The organism is Gymnodinialimonas sp. 202GB13-11, assembly GCF_040932485.1.
GTDB classification, from domain to species: Bacteria; Pseudomonadota; Alphaproteobacteria; order Rhodobacterales; family Rhodobacteraceae; genus Gymnodinialimonas; species Gymnodinialimonas hymeniacidonis.
This window is the reverse complement of record NZ_JBFRBH010000001.1, coordinates 2,385,759-2,403,153: the sequence shown is the minus strand read 5'-3', so window position 1 is coordinate 2,403,153 and position 17,395 is coordinate 2,385,759. Positions and strand designations below refer to the sequence as shown.

At 62.7% G+C, this 17,395-nt stretch carries 21 protein-coding genes; 20 read left to right on the top strand and 1 reads right to left on the bottom strand.

Features of this window, described 5'->3' with window-relative positions; translation table 11 throughout:
* Positions 1–32: 32 nt before the first annotated feature.
* The 15 genes from V8J81_RS12070 (at position 33) to V8J81_RS12000 (ending at position 12,228) form a co-directional block, all read left to right on the top strand.
* Positions 33–449, top strand: coding sequence for a hypothetical protein (locus V8J81_RS12070; protein WP_368475998.1), 417 nt, complete (start codon positions 33–35; stop codon positions 447–449).
* A 34-nt stretch (positions 450–483) separates the two neighbouring features.
* Positions 484–783, top strand: coding sequence for a hypothetical protein (locus V8J81_RS12065; protein WP_368475997.1), 300 nt, complete (start codon positions 484–486; stop codon positions 781–783).
* Positions 780–1,232, top strand: coding sequence for a hypothetical protein (locus V8J81_RS12060; RefSeq protein ID WP_368475996.1), 453 nt, complete (start codon positions 780–782; stop codon positions 1,230–1,232). The genes V8J81_RS12065 and V8J81_RS12060 overlap by 4 nt, the downstream gene beginning before the upstream one ends.
* Complete coding sequence (locus V8J81_RS12055) at positions 1,223–1,780, top strand: hypothetical protein (RefSeq protein WP_368475995.1); 558 nt, start codon at positions 1,223–1,225, stop codon at positions 1,778–1,780. The genes V8J81_RS12060 and V8J81_RS12055 overlap by 10 nt, the downstream gene beginning before the upstream one ends.
* Before the next feature lie 31 nt (positions 1,781–1,811).
* Positions 1,812–2,180 (top strand): hypothetical protein, encoded by a 369-nt coding sequence (locus tag V8J81_RS12050; RefSeq protein WP_368475994.1) that lies wholly within the window; start codon positions 1,812–1,814, stop codon positions 2,178–2,180.
* Positions 2,177–3,772: a carboxyl transferase domain-containing protein gene (locus V8J81_RS12045; RefSeq protein ID WP_368475993.1), complete on the top strand. Its 1,596-nt coding sequence runs from the start codon at positions 2,177–2,179 to the stop codon at positions 3,770–3,772. The genes V8J81_RS12050 and V8J81_RS12045 overlap by 4 nt, the downstream gene beginning before the upstream one ends.
* A 50-nt stretch (positions 3,773–3,822) precedes the next feature.
* Positions 3,823–4,251, top strand: a complete 429-nt coding sequence (locus V8J81_RS12040) for an ASCH domain-containing protein (protein WP_368475992.1) — start codon at positions 3,823–3,825, stop codon at positions 4,249–4,251.
* Positions 4,238–4,933: a hypothetical protein gene (locus tag V8J81_RS12035; protein WP_368475991.1), complete on the top strand. Its 696-nt coding sequence runs from the start codon at positions 4,238–4,240 to the stop codon at positions 4,931–4,933. The genes V8J81_RS12040 and V8J81_RS12035 overlap by 14 nt, the downstream gene beginning before the upstream one ends.
* Positions 4,933–5,652 carry a hypothetical protein gene (locus V8J81_RS12030; protein WP_368475990.1) on the top strand — a complete coding sequence of 240 codons (720 nt, stop codon included), beginning with the start codon at positions 4,933–4,935 and terminating at the stop codon, positions 5,650–5,652. Before V8J81_RS12035 ends, V8J81_RS12030 begins: the two co-directional genes overlap by 1 nt.
* The gene (locus V8J81_RS12025; RefSeq protein ID WP_368475989.1) at positions 5,642–7,561 is read left to right on the top strand and encodes an ATP-binding protein; all 1,920 of its coding nucleotides are present in this window, start codon (positions 5,642–5,644) and stop codon (positions 7,559–7,561) included. Before V8J81_RS12030 ends, V8J81_RS12025 begins: the two co-directional genes overlap by 11 nt.
* Positions 7,558–8,214, top strand: a complete 657-nt coding sequence (locus tag V8J81_RS12020; protein WP_368475988.1) for a glutathione S-transferase family protein — start codon at positions 7,558–7,560, stop codon at positions 8,212–8,214. Before V8J81_RS12025 ends, V8J81_RS12020 begins: the two co-directional genes overlap by 4 nt.
* On the top strand, positions 8,207–9,067 hold the full coding sequence (locus V8J81_RS12015) for a hydroxymethylglutaryl-CoA lyase (RefSeq protein WP_368475987.1): 861 nt from the start codon (positions 8,207–8,209) through the stop codon (positions 9,065–9,067). Before V8J81_RS12020 ends, V8J81_RS12015 begins: the two co-directional genes overlap by 8 nt.
* Positions 9,054–9,833, top strand: a complete 780-nt coding sequence (locus V8J81_RS12010; protein WP_368475986.1) for a crotonase/enoyl-CoA hydratase family protein — start codon at positions 9,054–9,056, stop codon at positions 9,831–9,833. The genes V8J81_RS12015 and V8J81_RS12010 overlap by 14 nt, the downstream gene beginning before the upstream one ends.
* A 2-nt stretch (positions 9,834–9,835) precedes the next feature.
* Positions 9,836–10,534 carry a hypothetical protein gene (locus tag V8J81_RS12005; protein ID WP_368475985.1) on the top strand — a complete coding sequence of 233 codons (699 nt, stop codon included), beginning with the start codon at positions 9,836–9,838 and terminating at the stop codon, positions 10,532–10,534.
* Between the two features lie 140 nt (positions 10,535–10,674).
* A complete protein-coding gene (locus tag V8J81_RS12000; RefSeq protein WP_368475984.1) occupies positions 10,675–12,228 on the top strand; it encodes an AMP-binding protein in 1,554 nt (517 codons plus the stop codon).
* Between the two features lie 7 nt (positions 12,229–12,235).
* On the opposite strand, the gene V8J81_RS11995 is transcribed toward V8J81_RS12000, so the two are convergent.
* Entirely contained in the window at positions 12,236–12,712 is a 477-nt protein-coding gene (locus tag V8J81_RS11995) for a hypothetical protein (protein ID WP_368475983.1), read from the bottom strand.
* A 132-nt stretch (positions 12,713–12,844) separates the two neighbouring features.
* On the opposite strand from V8J81_RS11995, the gene V8J81_RS11990 reads away from it, so the two are divergent.
* The 5 genes from V8J81_RS11990 to V8J81_RS11970 all read left to right on the top strand — a co-directional run bounded on the left by V8J81_RS11990 (position 12,845) and on the right by V8J81_RS11970 (position 17,315).
* On the top strand, positions 12,845–13,210 hold the full coding sequence (locus tag V8J81_RS11990; protein WP_368475982.1) for an NADH-quinone oxidoreductase subunit A: 366 nt from the start codon (positions 12,845–12,847) through the stop codon (positions 13,208–13,210).
* 92 nt (positions 13,211–13,302) lie between these two features.
* The gene (locus V8J81_RS11985) at positions 13,303–14,253 is read left to right on the top strand and encodes a trypsin-like serine peptidase (RefSeq protein ID WP_368475981.1); all 951 of its coding nucleotides are present in this window, start codon (positions 13,303–13,305) and stop codon (positions 14,251–14,253) included.
* Positions 14,254–14,910: 657 nt separating this feature from the next.
* Positions 14,911–15,444, top strand: a complete 534-nt coding sequence (locus V8J81_RS11980; protein ID WP_368475980.1) for a NuoB/complex I 20 kDa subunit family protein — start codon at positions 14,911–14,913, stop codon at positions 15,442–15,444.
* A 12-nt stretch (positions 15,445–15,456) separates the two neighbouring features.
* Positions 15,457–16,074 (top strand): NADH-quinone oxidoreductase subunit C, encoded by a 618-nt coding sequence (locus V8J81_RS11975; protein WP_368475979.1) that lies wholly within the window; start codon positions 15,457–15,459, stop codon positions 16,072–16,074.
* Positions 16,071–17,315, top strand: a complete 1,245-nt coding sequence (locus V8J81_RS11970) for an NADH-quinone oxidoreductase subunit D (RefSeq protein WP_368475978.1) — start codon at positions 16,071–16,073, stop codon at positions 17,313–17,315. Before V8J81_RS11975 ends, V8J81_RS11970 begins: the two co-directional genes overlap by 4 nt.
* Positions 17,316–17,395 lie beyond the last annotated feature (80 nt).

The following is a 17,395-nucleotide window of genomic DNA, read 5'->3' as shown; positions in this document are numbered from 1 at the left end:
AACAGAGTTTGCCGAAACGGAGAGGGATGCCGATGCGCGTAGGGGTTGTGGCGTTGGCCCTGACGGCAATGGCCTCGCAAAGCCACGCGCAGGATTACGACACCTTTCGAACGTGTGTGATTGGGCCAAGTGGCGAGGCTTGTTCGGACATCGTTCTGGGATGTGCCTACGACTACGATTGGACCGATACGGGCTCGGCGGAAGGGCTTGCCTGCTTCACGGAGGAACGGGCAATTTCGGACACCTATTTCGCAAGGTCTTTCGCGGAGTTGGACGCGGAAGGGCGGGCTGAAATCGCGGCGGTGATGGCGGAACGTGAGCAGTCCTGCAATGCGTTTTATGCGACCGTACCTGCCGCAGACCGGGCGGTTGCAGAGGTGCTTTGTCAGGCGTCAAACGCGCGTCGTTTAGCCATTCTCGCGACCGGCTTGACGGACGAAGACGAGTGAGCGCGGGGCGCCGTGGCTTGGGGGAGGCGGTACCATGATGCGCCGGATCGCTCTTCCGCTGGCTGGATTGCTGGCCGTTGCGGGCGCCTTGGGTCTGTGGCTGGGGCTGGCCGCCGCGCCGCCGACGGAGACGGAGATCATCAACGTCCACGCCGCGCGGTATGTGGCGGAAACGGGGGGCGATCTGGTGGATTGCTATGCGGTGCCCTCGGGCGTCGAAGGCGTGCGGTTGATCGTGATCTGCGAGCCTGAGAGTGGAGAGGCGTGGTACGCCGCTACCGATGAGTGGGGGCAGGTCGTTGAGGATGTGTCGGTGCCGGAGGACGGGACGTGAGGCTGGCCGTGATGCTGTTCCTATGGGCGGCCCCCGCTGCTGCGTTCGAGGCGTGCGTGTCCGACGCGATGGACGCGTTTGAAGGGCGTTTGACGGCGGCTCTGAACGAACAGGCCGCGCCGAACTTCGACCTCGTGCGGGGGCGGTTTGTGGCCGATTGTGGGGGAATTGCCCTACTGCAATGTGGAGGTGATGCAGCCTGCCGGGAGGCCGCGACGGACCTTATGCTCGCGCGCGCGGAGCGGTTCGCGGAAGTGCCTATGCCCGAGGCCGTTTCGGGCCGCAATCCGCCATGGTCGGACGGGCTTTATCCGCAGCTTTGGGCGACGGTTGATTCTGGGTGTGGCGCGTGCGGGCCGGACGCCGCGCTTGAGCATCTGGGTGAGGCGGCTGCTTTGTGGCAGGTTGCCCGTGTTGTGGGTGTTGTGGAGGCGGGTTCATGGCGTTGAGGGTTCTGGCGTGTCTGCTTGCGGTGCTGGCGGGGCCGGTGCAGGCGCAAAGTTGGGGTGACGGGGCGGGGCATGTGCCACGCTTCGAGCAATGCCTGCCCGAGCAGATGGAGGCCTTCGAGGCGCGGCTGCTGGCCCTGCCGGGTTATGGCGTGACCACGCCGATGGATGCGTTCAACGTCCATTGGGTGCAGCATTGCGGCTATCTGGCGATGGGGATTTGCGAGGTCTCGTCGAATTCGCTGATGTGCCAGCGGCGGCTGCGGGCGGCGTTTGAGGGGCGTGCGGAGGCAATGCGAGAATTGTTGCCGGAGCCGGAGGCCTTGGAGGGTTTGCCGCTCGCGCCGCTCTACGGGAATGTCTGGGCCGTGGCCCACGGGATCAACGCGGGTGACGATTGCGCCGGGGAGACGTATCGGCGGCAGCTTTGGTGCGCGTCGTTTCAGTCGGTCCTGAAATTCGAGGAGGCCGTTTGGGCCTGGCAGGTGGCGCGGTTGAGCGGGGTGATGGGGCCGCTGGATTGGGCCGAGATGAGCGGGTTGGAGTGATGGTGGCACGGATGTTAGCGAGAGGTGAGGCGTGGAATTGATTGGTGCTTTTCGCCGACGATTGGCTGGCCTGCGGTGCCCGAATTGCGGCTCGGGCGATATTCGGTTTCCGGTCCGTTTTACAACCGGTCCTGCGGTGTTGATGTTCTTCTGGCCGGTCGTTGAGAGTGCAAAGAACGGATATCCCACCTGTCAAACCTGCGGACAAATGCTGTTGAGCACTATGGGGCCTTCTGCGGCGATCGTCCTTGGGCTTTCCGCGATCCTTTCGATGGTTGCGTATATGCTATATCCGGGCGTACCACCCCAGCCTTGGACGACATTCGTGATCTGGGCGTTCGGATACCTCTTTGCCGACCCATTGACCGCCCGTGTCGCACTTAAGTTGGGAAAAGCATGAAACTCAAATCCTCTTTCATCGCGGGCTCTGACGAGGCCAAGGCGAACCGAGCGGCGCATCTGGAGGCGTTGGCCGTTGTGCGCGAGGCGGCTGAGATGGCGGCGGCGGGCGGTGGCGCGCGGAGCCGCGAGCGGCACGTGTCGCGGGGCAAGATGTTGCCGCGGGAGCGGGTGGCGAATTTGCTCGACCCGGGCTCTCCGTTTCTGGAGGTCGGTGCGACCGCCGGGCATGGGATGTATGATGGCGCCGCCCCGTGTGGGGGTGTTGTGGCCGGGGTGGGCCGTGTGCACGGGCGCGATGTGATGGTTGTGTGCAACGACGCGACCGTGAAGGGCGGGACGTACTATCCGATCACCGTGAAGAAGCATCTGCGGGCGCAGGAGATCGCCGAGGAATGCCATCTGCCGTGCATCTATCTGGTTGATAGCGGGGGCGCGAACTTGCCGAACCAAGACGAGGTGTTCCCGGACCGCGATCATTTCGGGCGGATTTTCTACAATCAGGCGCAGATGAGCGCCAAGGGCATCGCGCAGATTGCGGTCGTCATGGGCTCCTGCACCGCCGGGGGCGCTTACGTGCCTGCGATGAGCGATGTGTCGATCATCGTGAAGGAACAGGGAACGATCTTTCTGGCCGGACCGCCGCTGGTGCAGGCGGCGACGGGAGAGGTGGTCTCAGCCGAAGATCTGGGTGGCGGGGACGTGCACACGCGCCTGTCGGGTGTGGCGGATTACCTGGCGGAGGACGATGCCCACGCGCTGGCTTTGGCGCGGCGGGCGATGGCGAACCTCGGGCCTGCGACTGGCACCGTGTTGGGCGGGCGCGATCCGGCCTATGATCCGGAGGAGTTGTTGGGCGTGGTGCCTGCGGCCCTGACCACTCCTTACGACATCCGCGAGGTGATCGCGCGGGTCGTCGACGACAGCTACTTCGATGAATTCAAGGCGCGGTTTGGTGAGACGGTCGTCTGCGGCTTTGCCGAGGTGATGGGGCTTCAAGTGGGTATCATCGCCAACAATGGCGTGCTGTTTTCCGAGGCCGCGCAGAAGGCGGCGCATTTCGTGGAGTTGTGCTCTCAACGCAAGATCCCGCTGGTGTTTTTGCAGAACATCACCGGCTTCATGGTGGGCCGGAAATACGAGAATGAGGGCATCGCACGGCACGGGGCCAAGATGGTCACGGCGGTGGCGACAACGGCTGTGCCGAAGGTGACGATGCTGGTGGGGGGATCATTTGGGGCCGGGAACTACGGGATGGCCGGGCGTGCCTATAGCCCCCGTTTCCTGTGGTCGTGGCCGAATTCACGGATTTCCGTGATGGGCGGTGCGCAGGCGGCGGGTGTTTTGGCGACCGTGAAGCGTGCGGCGATGGAGAAGAAGGGTGAGGCCTGGTCGGAGGCGGAAGAGGCCGCGTTCAAGCAGCCGACGATTGATATGTTCGAGGAACAGTCGCATCCGCTGTATGCCTCTGCGCGGCTTTGGGATGACGGGGTGGTGGACCCGCGCAAATCGCGGGAGGTTTTGGCGCTGAGCTTGGCAGCAAGCCTGAATGCGCCGGTTGAGGACACGAAATTCGGCATTTTCCGGATGTAAGGTGGGCCAATGGGTTTTGATTTTTCTTGGCAAGATGAAAGGGTGGGGCGTTGGACTTAGAGACGCTGCTGTCACGCTATCCCGGCGCGGAAACCTACGTTTTCGGGGATTCGGCCCGATTGTCCGCTTTGTTGCTGGGACTTGTCCGATCAGGTGCCAAGCGGGCGACCTGCACGGCGATGGCGGACGTGGCGGCGGGGCGCGAGGCGCTGCCGACCATCGGGCGCTGCGATATTGCGACGACGTTTGACGGGCGACCCGCGCTGGTGAACCGGACCGTGGAGCTGCGGCTCGTGCGGTTTTGCGACATGCCGGAGGAATTGGCGCTGGCGGAGGGCGAGGATGAGACGTTGGCGGGCTGGCGCGAAAACCATGAGCGCTACTACCGGCGGCAGGGGATATTTGCGCCAGACATGGAACTGATCTGGGAGCGGTTCGAGGTTGTCGAGAATTTGGGGGCGGTCGATGTCGTGGACTGAGAGGCTGGGAGGCTATCTGCCCGAGATGCCGACGCTTGGCCGTGAGGCGGAGATCGCTGTCTACCTGATCCACAATTCGGGGGATGCGGAGGATTACTTTTTCCTGTTCGATTTCGAGGAGTTTGTGGATCGGTCCAAGGGTGGTTTGTTCGTACGCCCGGTGCTGCGTGTTTTTGCCGGACGGGATGACTTCAGTCGAACGTTTTTTGCGCGCCGTTTTCGCGAGGTTTTTTCTGCTGAGTTTGATCGTCTAAGGGCGGAAATCGAGGAAAAGGCAAACCGTCGTGGCTGGCTTTCATGGGGCATGAGTACTTTGGCTGCAGGAGTAGCCGGAATTTTCATTCTTGCGATTGCGTTAGGTACAGGTTGGCTTCCACTTGCTGGCGGTGACCGAGTGCCGGTCAAAAGTGCCACGTCAAAAGGACAGGGTAGCCTCAGCCGAAGAAATTGGCTCGGACGCCGGTCGGCTGAAGCAAAGCTGGCCGATGAGATCGAAAGCACAAAGAGCAAGGTGGAAACGGCTTTGGCGGCGTTGGACGTAAGCCTCCACCCGGAATTGCTGGAGCACGCGGAGCGAGTTGGTGAAACGCAGAAGCGGGCCGATCTCGACCGGGATGCCTGGCCTTTGCCGGAGTACGTTAGGGCCCATCTGCGGGATGGGGAGAGTGGGTCGTGGTGGTGATGGCCTTGCGCCTTTATTTCTGCCTGCCGGGGTTCGTCGCGCTTCTGGCTTTGGGCACGGACTGGGATGGCCGTTTTGGAATTGCCTCAATCGGTGCGGTGCTGGCTTTGTTGATCTTGTTGGGCCGTGTCGGGAAATGGCCCGCGTTGGTGAGTATGTGGCTGGTCTGGATGATCGCCGGGCTTGTGGTGATCGTGACGCTTTCGTCATGGCCGGTAGCTATTGGCGCGGTGCTTGCCGTCTGGCTTGCCAGTTTTGCCGCTGTGCGGATGGGGGGCAACTGGGGCCACGCGCGCTATCGCCGTCTGGCTGCGGCGGGGCGCGGCATTCGGGAATGCGAATGGGTGTTCACAGGCGCGGATTACGTGACGGAGCATCCGCTGAACCGATTGAGTCTCGGGCTTTGGTTGAGCGTGGTGGCTTTTGTCGTTGCAGCGGCTTTGGTTCTCTTCGACCTGGCAATGGGCTTGGCCGCCTGGTGGGAATGGGCGTTGGTGCTGGTCTTCGTGCTGCCTATCTGGCCAATCCTGGCGCGTCAGCCGGTGGCATATCCGATGGTGATTGGCGCGTTCATCGCCGCTGTGTTGACGCTGTCGCCCGTCCTTATGGCGCTGATGGCGCCGGTGCTCGTCTACTGGGTCGACGGCGTGCGCCCGAACCTGATTTATCGCCATCGCTTTGAGCGGATGTTGCCGCCGGGAGGTCCTGATGTTTCGTAAAATCCTGATTGCGAACCGGGGAGAAATTGCTTGCCGCGTGATTGAAACAGCGCGAGCCATGGGGGTGCGCACGGTGGCCGTCTTCTCGGACGCCGATGCGGGTGCGCGCCATGTCGAGATGGCCGATGCGGCGGTGCATATTGGCGGGTCGAAGCCAGTGGAATCGTATCTGCGAGGCGACGTGATCATTGAGGCTGCCAAGGCGGCAGGGGCGGAGGCGGTGCATCCGGGCTATGGGTTTCTGTCGGAAAACCCCGAGTTTGTGGAGGCCTGCGAGGCGGCAGGGTTGGTCTTCATCGGGCCGAGCGCCGATGCGATCCGGGCCATGGGGCTGAAAGATGCGGCAAAGGCGTTGATGGAAAAGGCGGGCGTGCCGGTCGTGCCGGGCTACCACGGCGCGTCGCAGGAGGGGCTGGCCGAGCGTGCGGCGGAGATTGGGTATCCGGTGCTGATCAAGGCAGTGGCAGGTGGCGGCGGCAAGGGGATGCGCCGGGTAGACCGGGCGGAGGATTTTGCCGATGCGCTGGCCAGCGCGCAGGGGGAGGCCGCGACGGCCTTTGGCAACGACGCCGTTCTTATAGAAAAATTCGTCGCCACGCCGCGCCACATCGAGGTGCAAGTATTCGGCGATGGCGAGAAAGCGGTGCATCTGTTCGAGCGCGATTGCTCGCTGCAACGGCGCCATCAGAAGGTAATCGAAGAAGCCCCCGCGCCGGGCATGACGGCTGAGATGCGGGCCGCCATGGGGCAGGCGGCAGTCCGCGCGGCGGAGGCGATTGGCTACAAGGGCGCGGGCACGGTGGAGTTCATCGTCGATGCCTCCGACGGGCTGCGGGCGGACCGGTTCTATTTCATGGAGATGAACACGCGCTTGCAGGTTGAACACCCTGTGACGGAGGCGATCACGGGTGTTGACCTGGTGGAATGGCAGTTGCGGGTTGCGGCCGGGGAGCCTCTGCCAATGGCGCAGGAGGATCTGGCGATTGACGGCCATGCCTTTGAGGCGCGGCTTTATGCGGAGGATGTGCCGAAGGGGTTCCTGCCTGCAACCGGGACGCTTTCGCACTTGAAGTTCCCTGACGGGGCGCGGGCCGATACCGGCGTGCGCAAGGGCGACGATATCAGCCCGTGGTACGACCCGATGATTGCCAAGCTGATCGTTCACGGGGCTACGCGGGAAATCGCTCTGGCCAAGCTGGAACGTGCCTTGGCAGGCACGCAAGTGGCGGGCTCGGTGACGAACCTCGCGTTCCTGCGGGCGCTGACGACGCATGGCGGGTTTGGGCGCGGGAAAGTGGATACCGGGCTGATCGATCGTGAGGTTGAGGATTTGGCGCGCGCCCCGGTGCCATGTTCTCGTACGCGCGCCTTGGCGGCTGTTGGAGCCGCCGCGCGTGGTGGATCGCTGGAGGGGTTCACCTTGTGGGACCCGGTGCCGCAGAGCGTTGTCATCGCACAGGACGGCGAGGCTGAGATCGCGCGGGTCACGACGCTGGCCGAAGGGGATTACCGCGTTTCGCTGGACGGGGCCGAACACGAGGTGAGGCGCGGCACGGGTTGGACCGTCGACGGTGCGGCGATTGCGGCGGAGGTTGTTCAGCATGCGGCAGGCTTGAGCGTGTTCTGGGGCAATAACTACCATTTTGAGGTGCCGGACCCGCTGGATGTTGAGGCGGAAGCGGCAGGTGGGGGCCGTATCGAAGCCCCGATGCCTGGTTTGGTGAAAGCCGTGTTCGTCGAGGCAGGTGCTGCGGTTTCGGCTGGCGACCGGTTGGCCGTGCTGGAGGCGATGAAGATGGAGCACGTGCTGACGGCGGGCCGCGACGGCGTTGTGGCAGAGGTGTTGGCTGAGGCTGGTGCGCAGGTGGAAGCGGGCGCGCCGCTGATCGTGCTGGAGGATGAAGCGTGATCCGGTTGCATCACGTGCCTTGGGGGCGGTCGTTTCGGGTGCTATGGCTGTTGCAGGAAATGGGCCTGACGCCTGAATTGGAGCTCTACGAGATCGGCACGCGCAAGATGCAGGAGCCTGTTCTGAAAGATCACTCTCCCGCCGGGCGCATCCCGGCTTTGGAGATTGACGAGCGCACGATTTTCGAAAGCTCCGCGATCCTGCAATATCTGTGCGAGACCCGGCCCGAGTTCGGGTTTGGGCGGGAACCGGGCCATCCGGACCGCGTGGCATATCTGGAGGCGATGGGATTTGCGGAAACCCAAGCCTCACTGATCGAGCAGTTGAACCTGAACCATCTGTTCCTGCGGCCCCCGGCCAAGCCGTCGCCGGCGGTGGTGAAGTTGAATACGCTGCGGCTGAAGGGTACGCTGGATGCGCTCAACGGGATGGTTGCGGGCGACTATTTGCTGCCTTCGGGCTTCTCGGCGGCGGATGCGATGTTGGGGTTCAATCTGTTCGCGGCGCCTTTTTACGTGAAGCTGGACCCATGGCCGGGCTTGCAGGCCTACTGGGCGCGGCTGCGAGCGCGACCCGCGTTTCAGGCGGCGGCGGAGATTGAAGGGCCGCAGACGTTTTACGCCAAGGATTTCTACGAGGTGCCCGTTGCCTGAGACAGCCGAAATCGTCGAGGTCGGCCCACGGGACGGGCTGCAGAATGAGGCGCGGTTGATTCCGACGGAAGAGAAGATCGCTTTGGTCGATCTGCTGTCGTGCGCCGGGTTCCGCCGGATTGAGGTTGCGTCGTTCGTCTCACCGAAATGGGTGCCGCAAATGGCGGACGGGGCGGAGGTCCTGTCAGGTATTCAGCGGTGGGATGGTGTGCGCTACATGGCGCTGACGCCGAACATGCGCGGGTATGACGGGGCGAAGGCGGCGGGTGTGGATCAGGTCGCCGTTTTTGCCAGTGCCTCGGAAGGGTTTTCCAAAGCAAATTTGAATGCTTCGATCCCCGAAAGTCTGGAGCGGTTCGAAGAGGTTGTTAGGACGGCGAAAGCCGATGGGCTTTCCGTTCGCGGCTATGTCTCTTGCGTGACAGACTGTCCGTTTGACGGGGCGGTGGCGCCCACAGAGGTGGCGAAGGTCAGCGCGGCGCTTTTGGCGATGGGATGCGACGAGATATCCCTTGGTGACACCATCGGACGCGGCACGCCCGATGCGGTAGACGCAATGCTTGCGGCGGTCCTGCAAGTGGCCGAGATGGATATGCTCGCCGGACACTTTCACGACACGAGCGGGCTGGCGTTGGAGAACGTGGACGTCGCGCTGGAGCGGGGTCTGCGGATCTTCGACAGCGCCGTGGGCGGGCTTGGCGGATGCCCCTATGCCCCGGGTGCGGCGGGCAATCTCGCAACTGAAAAACTGGACGCGCACCTTGTGACGCGCGGTTATCATACCGGCTTGCAGCGTCATTTCGTGGCAAAGGCCGGGCGGATGGCAAAGGAGATGCGTAATGGCGGTGGTTGAGTTGAACGTCGATGATCGTGGCGTTGCGTGGCTGCGCTTGAACCGGCCCGAGGTGCACAATTCCATGGACGCTGCGATGATCGCCGAGCTGACTCTGGCAGCGGGCCGGTTAGGACGCGATCCGGCGGTGCGGGTCGTGGTGCTGACGGGAGAAGGTAAAAGCTTCTGTGCGGGCGGCGATCTTGGCTGGATGAAGGCGCAGATGGGTGCTGATGCCGAGACCCGGGCCCGGGAGGCGCGGGCGCTGGCCGAGATGTTGGGCGCGCTGGATGCGATGCCCAAGCCATTGATCGGGCGCGTTCAGGGGCAGGCCTTCGGCGGCGGTGTCGGGTTGATGTCTGTGTGTGACGTGGCGGTTGGGGCAGATCACGCGACATTCGGGCTGACAGAAGTCCGCCTCGGGCTAATCCCGGCGACGATTGGGCCCTATGTTGTAGCGCGCATGGGCGCGGCACGCGCGCGGCGGGTGTTCTTCTCCGGCCGCAGGTTCGGGGCGGAGGAGGCCGTCGCCTTGGGTTTGCTAGCCAATGCGGTACCAGAGGCTGAGTTGGATGAAGCCATTGAGGCCGAGATCGCGCCGTACCTGAGCGCCGCGCCGGGTGCCGTGGCCGCTGGCAAGGCGCTGGTTGCACAACTTGGCGGCGCGCCGGACGAGCGGCAGGTCAGCGTCACAATCGATGCGCTTGTTGCGCGATGGGAAAGCGATGAGGCAGCGGAAGGGATCGGTGCGTTCTTCGACAAACGCAAACCGGGTTGGGCGGGGTAGTGTTGAAAACCTTGTTCGGACGACTCTTCGCGAAAAAGCCTGAAGCACCGCCCCCGCCGCTTGCCGATACCGAGGCGGATGCAGGCCTTGGCTTTGGGTACAAGACCGGATGGATCACGGTGCCTTCGGAGGACCCGGACTCGGTTTTGGCCGCCTTGGGGGCCGAGAACATCGTGCCCTGCACCTGGCGGCGCGGCATGGCCGCTGTTCAGGCGGAACTTGGGCCGGTCACGCAAGTCTTCGCGACGCCCGCCAAGAATGGGCATGTGTGTCTGGTGCTCGGGCTACAGGGGGCGATGGAATATGACGAGCCCATCGCCGATATGTTTGCCCGGTTGGAGGCCTTGTCGAAGCGGTTCGGGCGCGTCGCCTATTTCGGCTCCTACCGCGTTGTGGACTATGTAGCCTGGGCCTTTGCCGATGGCGGGCGGATCACACGGGCCTTTGCAACGGTCGAAGGGCAGGTTCAGGTTTTGACGGGCGAGCCCTTGGCGGAGGAGAGGGCGCTGGGATTGCCGTTTGAACGCGGGCAGTCCGAGGAGTCGTTTTCAGAGGCGTTGTATGCTCAGGCGGAGGGGGAGGGGGCGTTCCCAAATGAAGCGATGCCGCTGATCCTTGCGGCAGAGACCTGCGTCGATCCGAGAACCTTTGATGGGGTTGAGTTGGGGTTGGGGCGTCTGGCTGTACTTGCTGCTGACTGAGGCATAGGGACGTCGGGTGACGCTCGCCCATGGGCCTCGCCCCACCCGCCGTCCCGTCATTGGCTCTGGACAGAGGCGTGCGTCCTCCGCAATCCTTGCCGCACACGGCCCGATCCAGAGGCCGGGTCTGGGAGGACATCATGGCAATTTTCGAAAGTCGGCATGGCACGGTCGAGGTTCCGAACATCTCGGTCACGCAAAAGCTGTTCGAGGGGTTTGAGGGGCGCGCAGATGATGTGGCCATGGTGGATGGCCCGACCGGGCGCGAGGTGACGGCGGGCCAGATGATCGCGCAGATCAAGGCGTTGGCCGGCGGATTGACCGAACGCGGTGTGCTGCCGGGTGGCACCGTTGCGCTTCTGGCGCCGAACCTGCCGGAATACCCGATCGTGTTCCATGGCGTGGCCTGGGGCGGTGGCACGGTGACCACGATCAACCCGACCTACACGGCACCTGAAATCAAGCACCAGCTTGAGGATGCGGGCGCTGAGATGCTGGTGACGATCTCGATGTTTGCTGATGTGGCGCGGGCGGCCATGGAAGGCACAGCCTGCCGCGAATTGGTTGTGATCGACGGGGCAAATGGCGCGCTGTCGCTGGCCGATGTGATGGGTGCGGAAATGCCTGAACAGGCCCCGGTGGATGTGGCGGAACATGTGGTTGTGCTGCCCTATTCCAGCGGCACGACGGGGCGACCCAAGGGCGTGATGCTGACCCATCGCAATCTGGTGGCCAACGTCACGCAATCGGCGGCCGTTGCGCAGATCAAGCCCGATGATGTGACAATCGCCTTCCTGCCGTTCTTCCACATCTATGGGATGACGGTTCTGATGAACCTGTTCCTCAACCAGCGGGCCAAGATCGTGACGCTGCCGCGTTTCGATCTGGAGCTGTATCTGAAGCTCATACAGGAGCACCGCGCGACGCGGCTTTATATCGTGCCGCCGGTCGCGCTCGCCTTGGCAAAACATCCCATGGTGGATGAGTATGATGTCTCGTCCGTGTCGGAGATCTTCTCAGGCGCTGCTCCCTTGGGGGCCGAGATTGAAGCGGCTGTGGGGGAGCGTTTTGGGGCAAGCTCGGTTCAGGGTTACGGCATGACCGAGCTGAGCCCGATCAGCCATATGACGGTTTTCGGCAATATCCGTCATGGATCAAGCGGGCAGGCGGTGCCCTCGACGGAATGCCGGATCATCGATCCGGAGACGTTGGAAGATCAGCCAACCGGCATGGAAGGCGAGTTGTGGATCCGGGGACCACAGGTGATGAAGGGCTATCTGAACAATCCCGACGCCACGGCTGAGACGATGGCCGAGGGCGGCTGGTTGCGCACGGGTGATCTGGCCGAGATCGACGAGGACGGCTTCATGTACATCCGCGATCGGTTGAAGGAGTTGATCAAATACAAGGGCTTCCAGGTCGCGCCCGCTGAGGTTGAGGCCGCGTTGTGCGCGATGGAGGGCGTGACGGATGCCGCCGTGATCGGCAAGGCCGACCCGGAAGCGGGCGAGGTGCCGATTGCTTTTGTCGTGACCAATGGCACGGTCGAGGAAGACGCGATCCGGGCCTATTGCGAGGGGTGTCTGGCCAGTTACAAGCGGCCGGAGGAGTATCGGTTTGTAGAGAGCGTGCCGAAATCGGCCAGTGGCAAGATTCTGCGCCGCGAGTTACGGGATGCTTTAGCCGTCGGTTAGGGCGCTGTCAGAGCGGGGAGCCGCTATTCTCGCAAGACAGGAGCCAACGGTTTGTCCGGGCTGTGCCACCAAAGGTTGAGATCGAGCGGAGCTCACCTGTGCGGAAGCCCGGTGTCGAGATGGGTGACAGGCGAAGCTCGTAGGCGAGGTCCGGGTTCGTCTCACCAGTGAAGCGGTTGAAGCCCTGGTGTCGCGCCGTAAGAACGCCGCCCGGCGATCCGGTGATCCGGAATTGGAAATCGCTTGGCCAATTGCCCGCATCCGGGACGAAAAGGTCGATCACGCCGTCTGTCGACAGGTCGATCACGAAACGCCGGCCCTCATTGCCCCGAAGGAACGGATCATCTTCATCTCCCGGATGGGCGATGAATTGCGCGGTTGTGCAAGTCAGCTGATCGTCCGAAAGCGTGGAGGGGTCCGTCGCGGTCTGGCAAGCGGAAAGAAGAAGCGCGCGCAGAACGGCGGAAAGGAAGCGTTTGGTCATGGAGAGGCTTTTCCACATTAGGAGGTCGGAGGAAAGATGGCAGGCCCGGAACTCTTTGCCGCACGAACCGTGCGTTGACCCTTTTGCCCGCGCACCGTAAACCGACATTCGACCGGACCAAATGAGACCGAGATGACCGAGCTTCTGTCTAACTACGCCCCGATCCTGATTTTCTTGGCGATTGCTATCGGGCTTGGCCTTGTGCTGATGCTGTCGGCGGTCGTTCTGGCGGTGCGCAACCCGGACCCGGAAAAGGTCAGCGCCTATGAGTGCGGTTTCAACGCATTTGACGATGCACGGATGAAGTTTGACGTGCGGTTCTACCTCGTCTCGATCCTGTTCATCATTTTCGATCTCGAAATCGCGTTCCTATTCCCTTGGGCCACGGCCTTCCCGGACCTCAGTGACACGGCGTTCTGGTCGATGATGGTGTTCCTTGCGGTCCTGACCATCGGCTTCGCCTATGAGTGGAAGAAGGGCGCGCTTGAGTGGGAGTGACCATTGCTCACGCGTGAGCAAGCGGGTCATGCCATTGAAATATATCGAGGAACGTATTTTCGTTTACCTTCGGTTAACCTATTCTTGCGGCCATGGCGTCGCCTGAACCCTATCAGCCTGTCACCCGAAAACCGTCTCCTTGGAAAGGGGCGTTCGTCTGCTTGGTGATTGGATGTGGCGGGTGGATCGCGCTGAACGCTTCGTCGTCTGAGTATAGCCCTCCTCTTATCACCAAACGCGAAACGCCGCCGCCTTCCGGAGTGATCGGCGGCGAAAGCCGTGTGCCGCTGGCCGATTTCGTACCGGAGGATCCGAGCCTGTTCCCCGGTTGGGAGGATGCGATTGCCGCCGTGGTCCGAATCTCCTGCAGGGGCGGGATGACCGGCGGTGGCGTCCTGATCGGTGACGGCGACCGGATGCTGACAGCGGCGCATGTGTTTCTAAACGAGGATGGTAGCCAGCGTGGGCGCAACCCAGATTGCGTGGCGGTTCACACCGGCGGCGATGTGGTGCTGCTGGACACGGCCGGATTGAAGGCCGGACCGTTTCGGGTGCCCGAAGCACTGATAACCCACCTGTCTGTTCCCATAACGCGCACCGATTGGGCGGTGGTTCGGCTGAGCCGTGTGCCGCAAGGGGCGCGGCCTTTGCCAATTGCTGCGGAAGCAGACCTCACCTTGGAAGAAGGGCACCCGATCCTGAACGTGACAGGTGGGAACGACACCTACCGAACGGACGGCTTTCTTGCCCAGATATGTCAGTATCGCGGGGTGCCGCCGACGACGTCGGACCTTGATGAAAATGGGGAGGTCGTGGGGCGGCTGGCCGAGCCGCGCGATACCTTTGAAGTTGCGCGTTACGACTGCGACAGCGGGAGCGGGGCCTCAGGCTCCCCGATGATTGGCTGGTCTGAGGGGGGGCAGCCGATGATCTGGGGTGTTCTGACCGATAGCCTGCGGGGCCGGGAGCGGTGCCCGGACGTGGGGCGGACGTTCTGTTACACGGCGGGCCCGCTGGCACCGGCCATGGACATTGTCCCTTAGCGTTCAAGGAAGCGCACCCGGGAACTGCGGGTTCCCCTTACCTGAGGGTTTCCTGAATTGACGGCCTTGCGCGCTTGAATGCGTGGCCTTGGTGGGTCTTTCTAGGTGCGATGTCGCCGGGGCAAACGGGGTGACTCTCAAACAGGATTGGCGGGCTGTGCGGCGAACTGGGCGCTGTGCATGGCATGCCTCCGATAGGGGAGAGGGCCGTTGCCATTTCATGGCCGGTGGACGGGATTGAACAACACCAAGACACATGTCCGGCGTCGTGCCGGAGCTGTTTCGTGTTGCCTGCGCAGCGAAACGAATACCTCACGGAACCGCAGACGCGGCCCGTGCCGCTGGCCGGTGACGCCCTCTTCCAACCTGACAATGCCATCCGGCCGTGGTGCGCCTGCGCAACCGCGCGGCGGATGGTGCGGAAACCCACGCCGCTAGGGGTGGGCCAGCAGGCGTGGCCCTGTCCATGACCAGCCCCGATTGGGTGAGGTCACGCCTGCGACCAGAACCATGCTAACACCAGTGCAGACAGGGCGCATACCGGCGTTCGCGCCAGCTTTGCCTGCGACCCCTTGTGGCATTCGGTGCGCGCGCCGTTGACCCCTGCCGCGCGCGCCCGTATCTGGTGGAGCGAACGACCATATAGGGTGAGCCACAATGGGTGTAGCAACGACCCCCAACCATGCCGGCGCCGACCGTGAGGTTGCGACGCAGACACTGAACCGCGAGCTTCAGGATAAGGGATTCCTCGTCACCTCGACAGAGGATCTGATCAACTGGGCACGCACGGGCTCGCTGCACTGGATGACCTTTGGTCTGGCCTGTTGTGCGGTTGAGATGATGCACACCTCCATGCCTCGGTATGATGCGGAGCGGTTCGGGATCGCCCCGCGTGCGTCCCCGCGCCAGTCGGACGTGATGATTGTGGCCGGTACGCTGACCAACAAGATGGCGCCCGCTTTGCGCAAGGTTTACGACCAGATGCCCGAGCCGCGCTACGTGATCTCGATGGGATCGTGTGCCAATGGCGGGGGGTATTACCACTATTCGTATAGCGTTGTGCGCGGCTGCGACCGGATCGTGCCGGTCGACATCTACGTGCCCGGCTGCCCGCCGACAGCAGAGGCATTGCTTTATGGTATCCTGCAGTTACAGCGGAAAATCCGCCGCACCGGCACCATCACGCGCTGAGGGATTTTTAGAATGACCCAAGCCCTGCAAGAGCTGGCGACCTATCTGAGCGAGAAGCGTTCGGACGCGGTTTTGTCAACGGATGTGAACGCGGTTGGTGAGCTGTCGGTGGACGTCGCCCCGGCGCAGCTGGTGGAGTTCGTTGAGTTTCTGAAGACGGACCGGTCCTGCCAGTTCTCGACCCTGATCGACATTACGGCGGTGGATTACCCTAGCCGGGATCGCCGGTTCGATGTCGTGTACCATTTCCTGAGCATGTACCAGAACCACCGTGTTCGCGTGCGGGTGGCGTTGCGCGAGGATGAGACTTTGGCCTCGATCACCTCGGTCCATGCCAGTGCCGGTTGGTATGAGCGCGAAGTCTACGACATGTTCGGGATCCTGTTTACGGGCCACGACGACTTGCGCCGCTTGTTGACGGATTACGGGTTCCGAGGCCATCCACTGCGCAAGGATTTCCCGACGACGGGTTACACCGAAGTTCGCTACGACGAAGAGCTCAAGCGCGTTGTGTATGAGCCGGTGAAGCTGGTGCAGGAATACCGCCAGTTCGATTTCATGAGCCCGTGGGAAGGTGCGGAATACGTGCTGCCCGGCGATGAGAAGGCGGATGCGGAGGAGAAGGCATGATGGACGGCGATATCCGCACGAACACCTATGACGATGGCTCCACCGATTTCGAGACCGGTGAGCAGAAGATCCGCAACTTCAACCTGAACTTCGGCCCGCAGCACCCCGCAGCGCACGGCGTGTTGCGTCTGGTGCTGGAGCTGGACGGTGAGATTTGCGAACGCTGTGATCCGCATATCGGGCTGCTGCACCGTGGCACCGAGAAGCTCATGGAAAGCCGGACGTATCTGCAAAACCTGCCGTATTTTGACCGGCTGGATTACGTGGGCACAATGAACCAGGAGCATGCCTGGTGTCTGGCGATTGAGCGGATGACGGGCACGGAAGTGCCACGCCGCGCGCAGTTGATCCGGGTGCTTTATTGCGAGATCGGGCGCATCCTGAACCACCTTCTGAACGTCACGACGCAGGCGCTGGACGTGGGCGCGCTGACGCCGCCGCTTTGGGGCTTTGAAGAGCGCGAGAAGCTGATGATCTTCTACGAGCGGGCCTCCGGCGCGCGCCTTCATGCGGCCTATTTCCGGCCCGGTGGCGTGCATCAGGACCTGCCGCCGGAGTTGGTGGAGGACATTGATGCCTGGGCGGACGCGTTCCCCAAGGCGCTCGATGACATCGACACGCTGCTGACGGAGAACCGCATCTTCAAGCAACGGAACGCGGATATTGGCATCGTAACCGAAGAAGACATCCAGAACTGGGCGTTCTCGGGCGTGATGGTGCGCGGATCGGGCTTTGCGTGGGATTTGCGCCGGTCACAGCCTTACGAGTGTTACGACGAGTTCGAGTTCCAAATCCCCGTGGGCAAGAACGGCGATTGCTATGACCGCTACCTCTGCCGGATGGCGGAGATGCGCGAGAGCCAGAAGATCATCAAGCAGGCCTGCGAAAAGCTGCGGATGCCGGAGAACCAGGGGGATATCATGGCGCGGGGCAAGATGACTCCGCCCAAGCGCGGCGACATGAAGACGTCGATGGAAGCGCTGATCCATCACTTCAAGCTCTATACCGAAGGCTTCCACGTGCCTGAGGGTGAGATTTACGCCGCCGTCGAGGCGCCCAAGGGTGAGTTCGGCGTGTATCTGGTGGCCGATGGGACGAACAAACCCTACCGCGCCAAGCTGCGTGCGCCCGGATTCCCGCATCTTCAGGCGATGGATTACCTGTGCAAAGGCCACCAGCTGGCGGATGTGTCGGCGATTTTGGGCTCGCTTGATATCGTGTTCGGGGAAGTGGACCGCTAGCGCTGCGTTCACAACCTCGTAAGGTCAGGGAAGCCCGCCATTTGGTGGGCTTTTTCTTTGTGTTAGAGGTCGCGTGACTT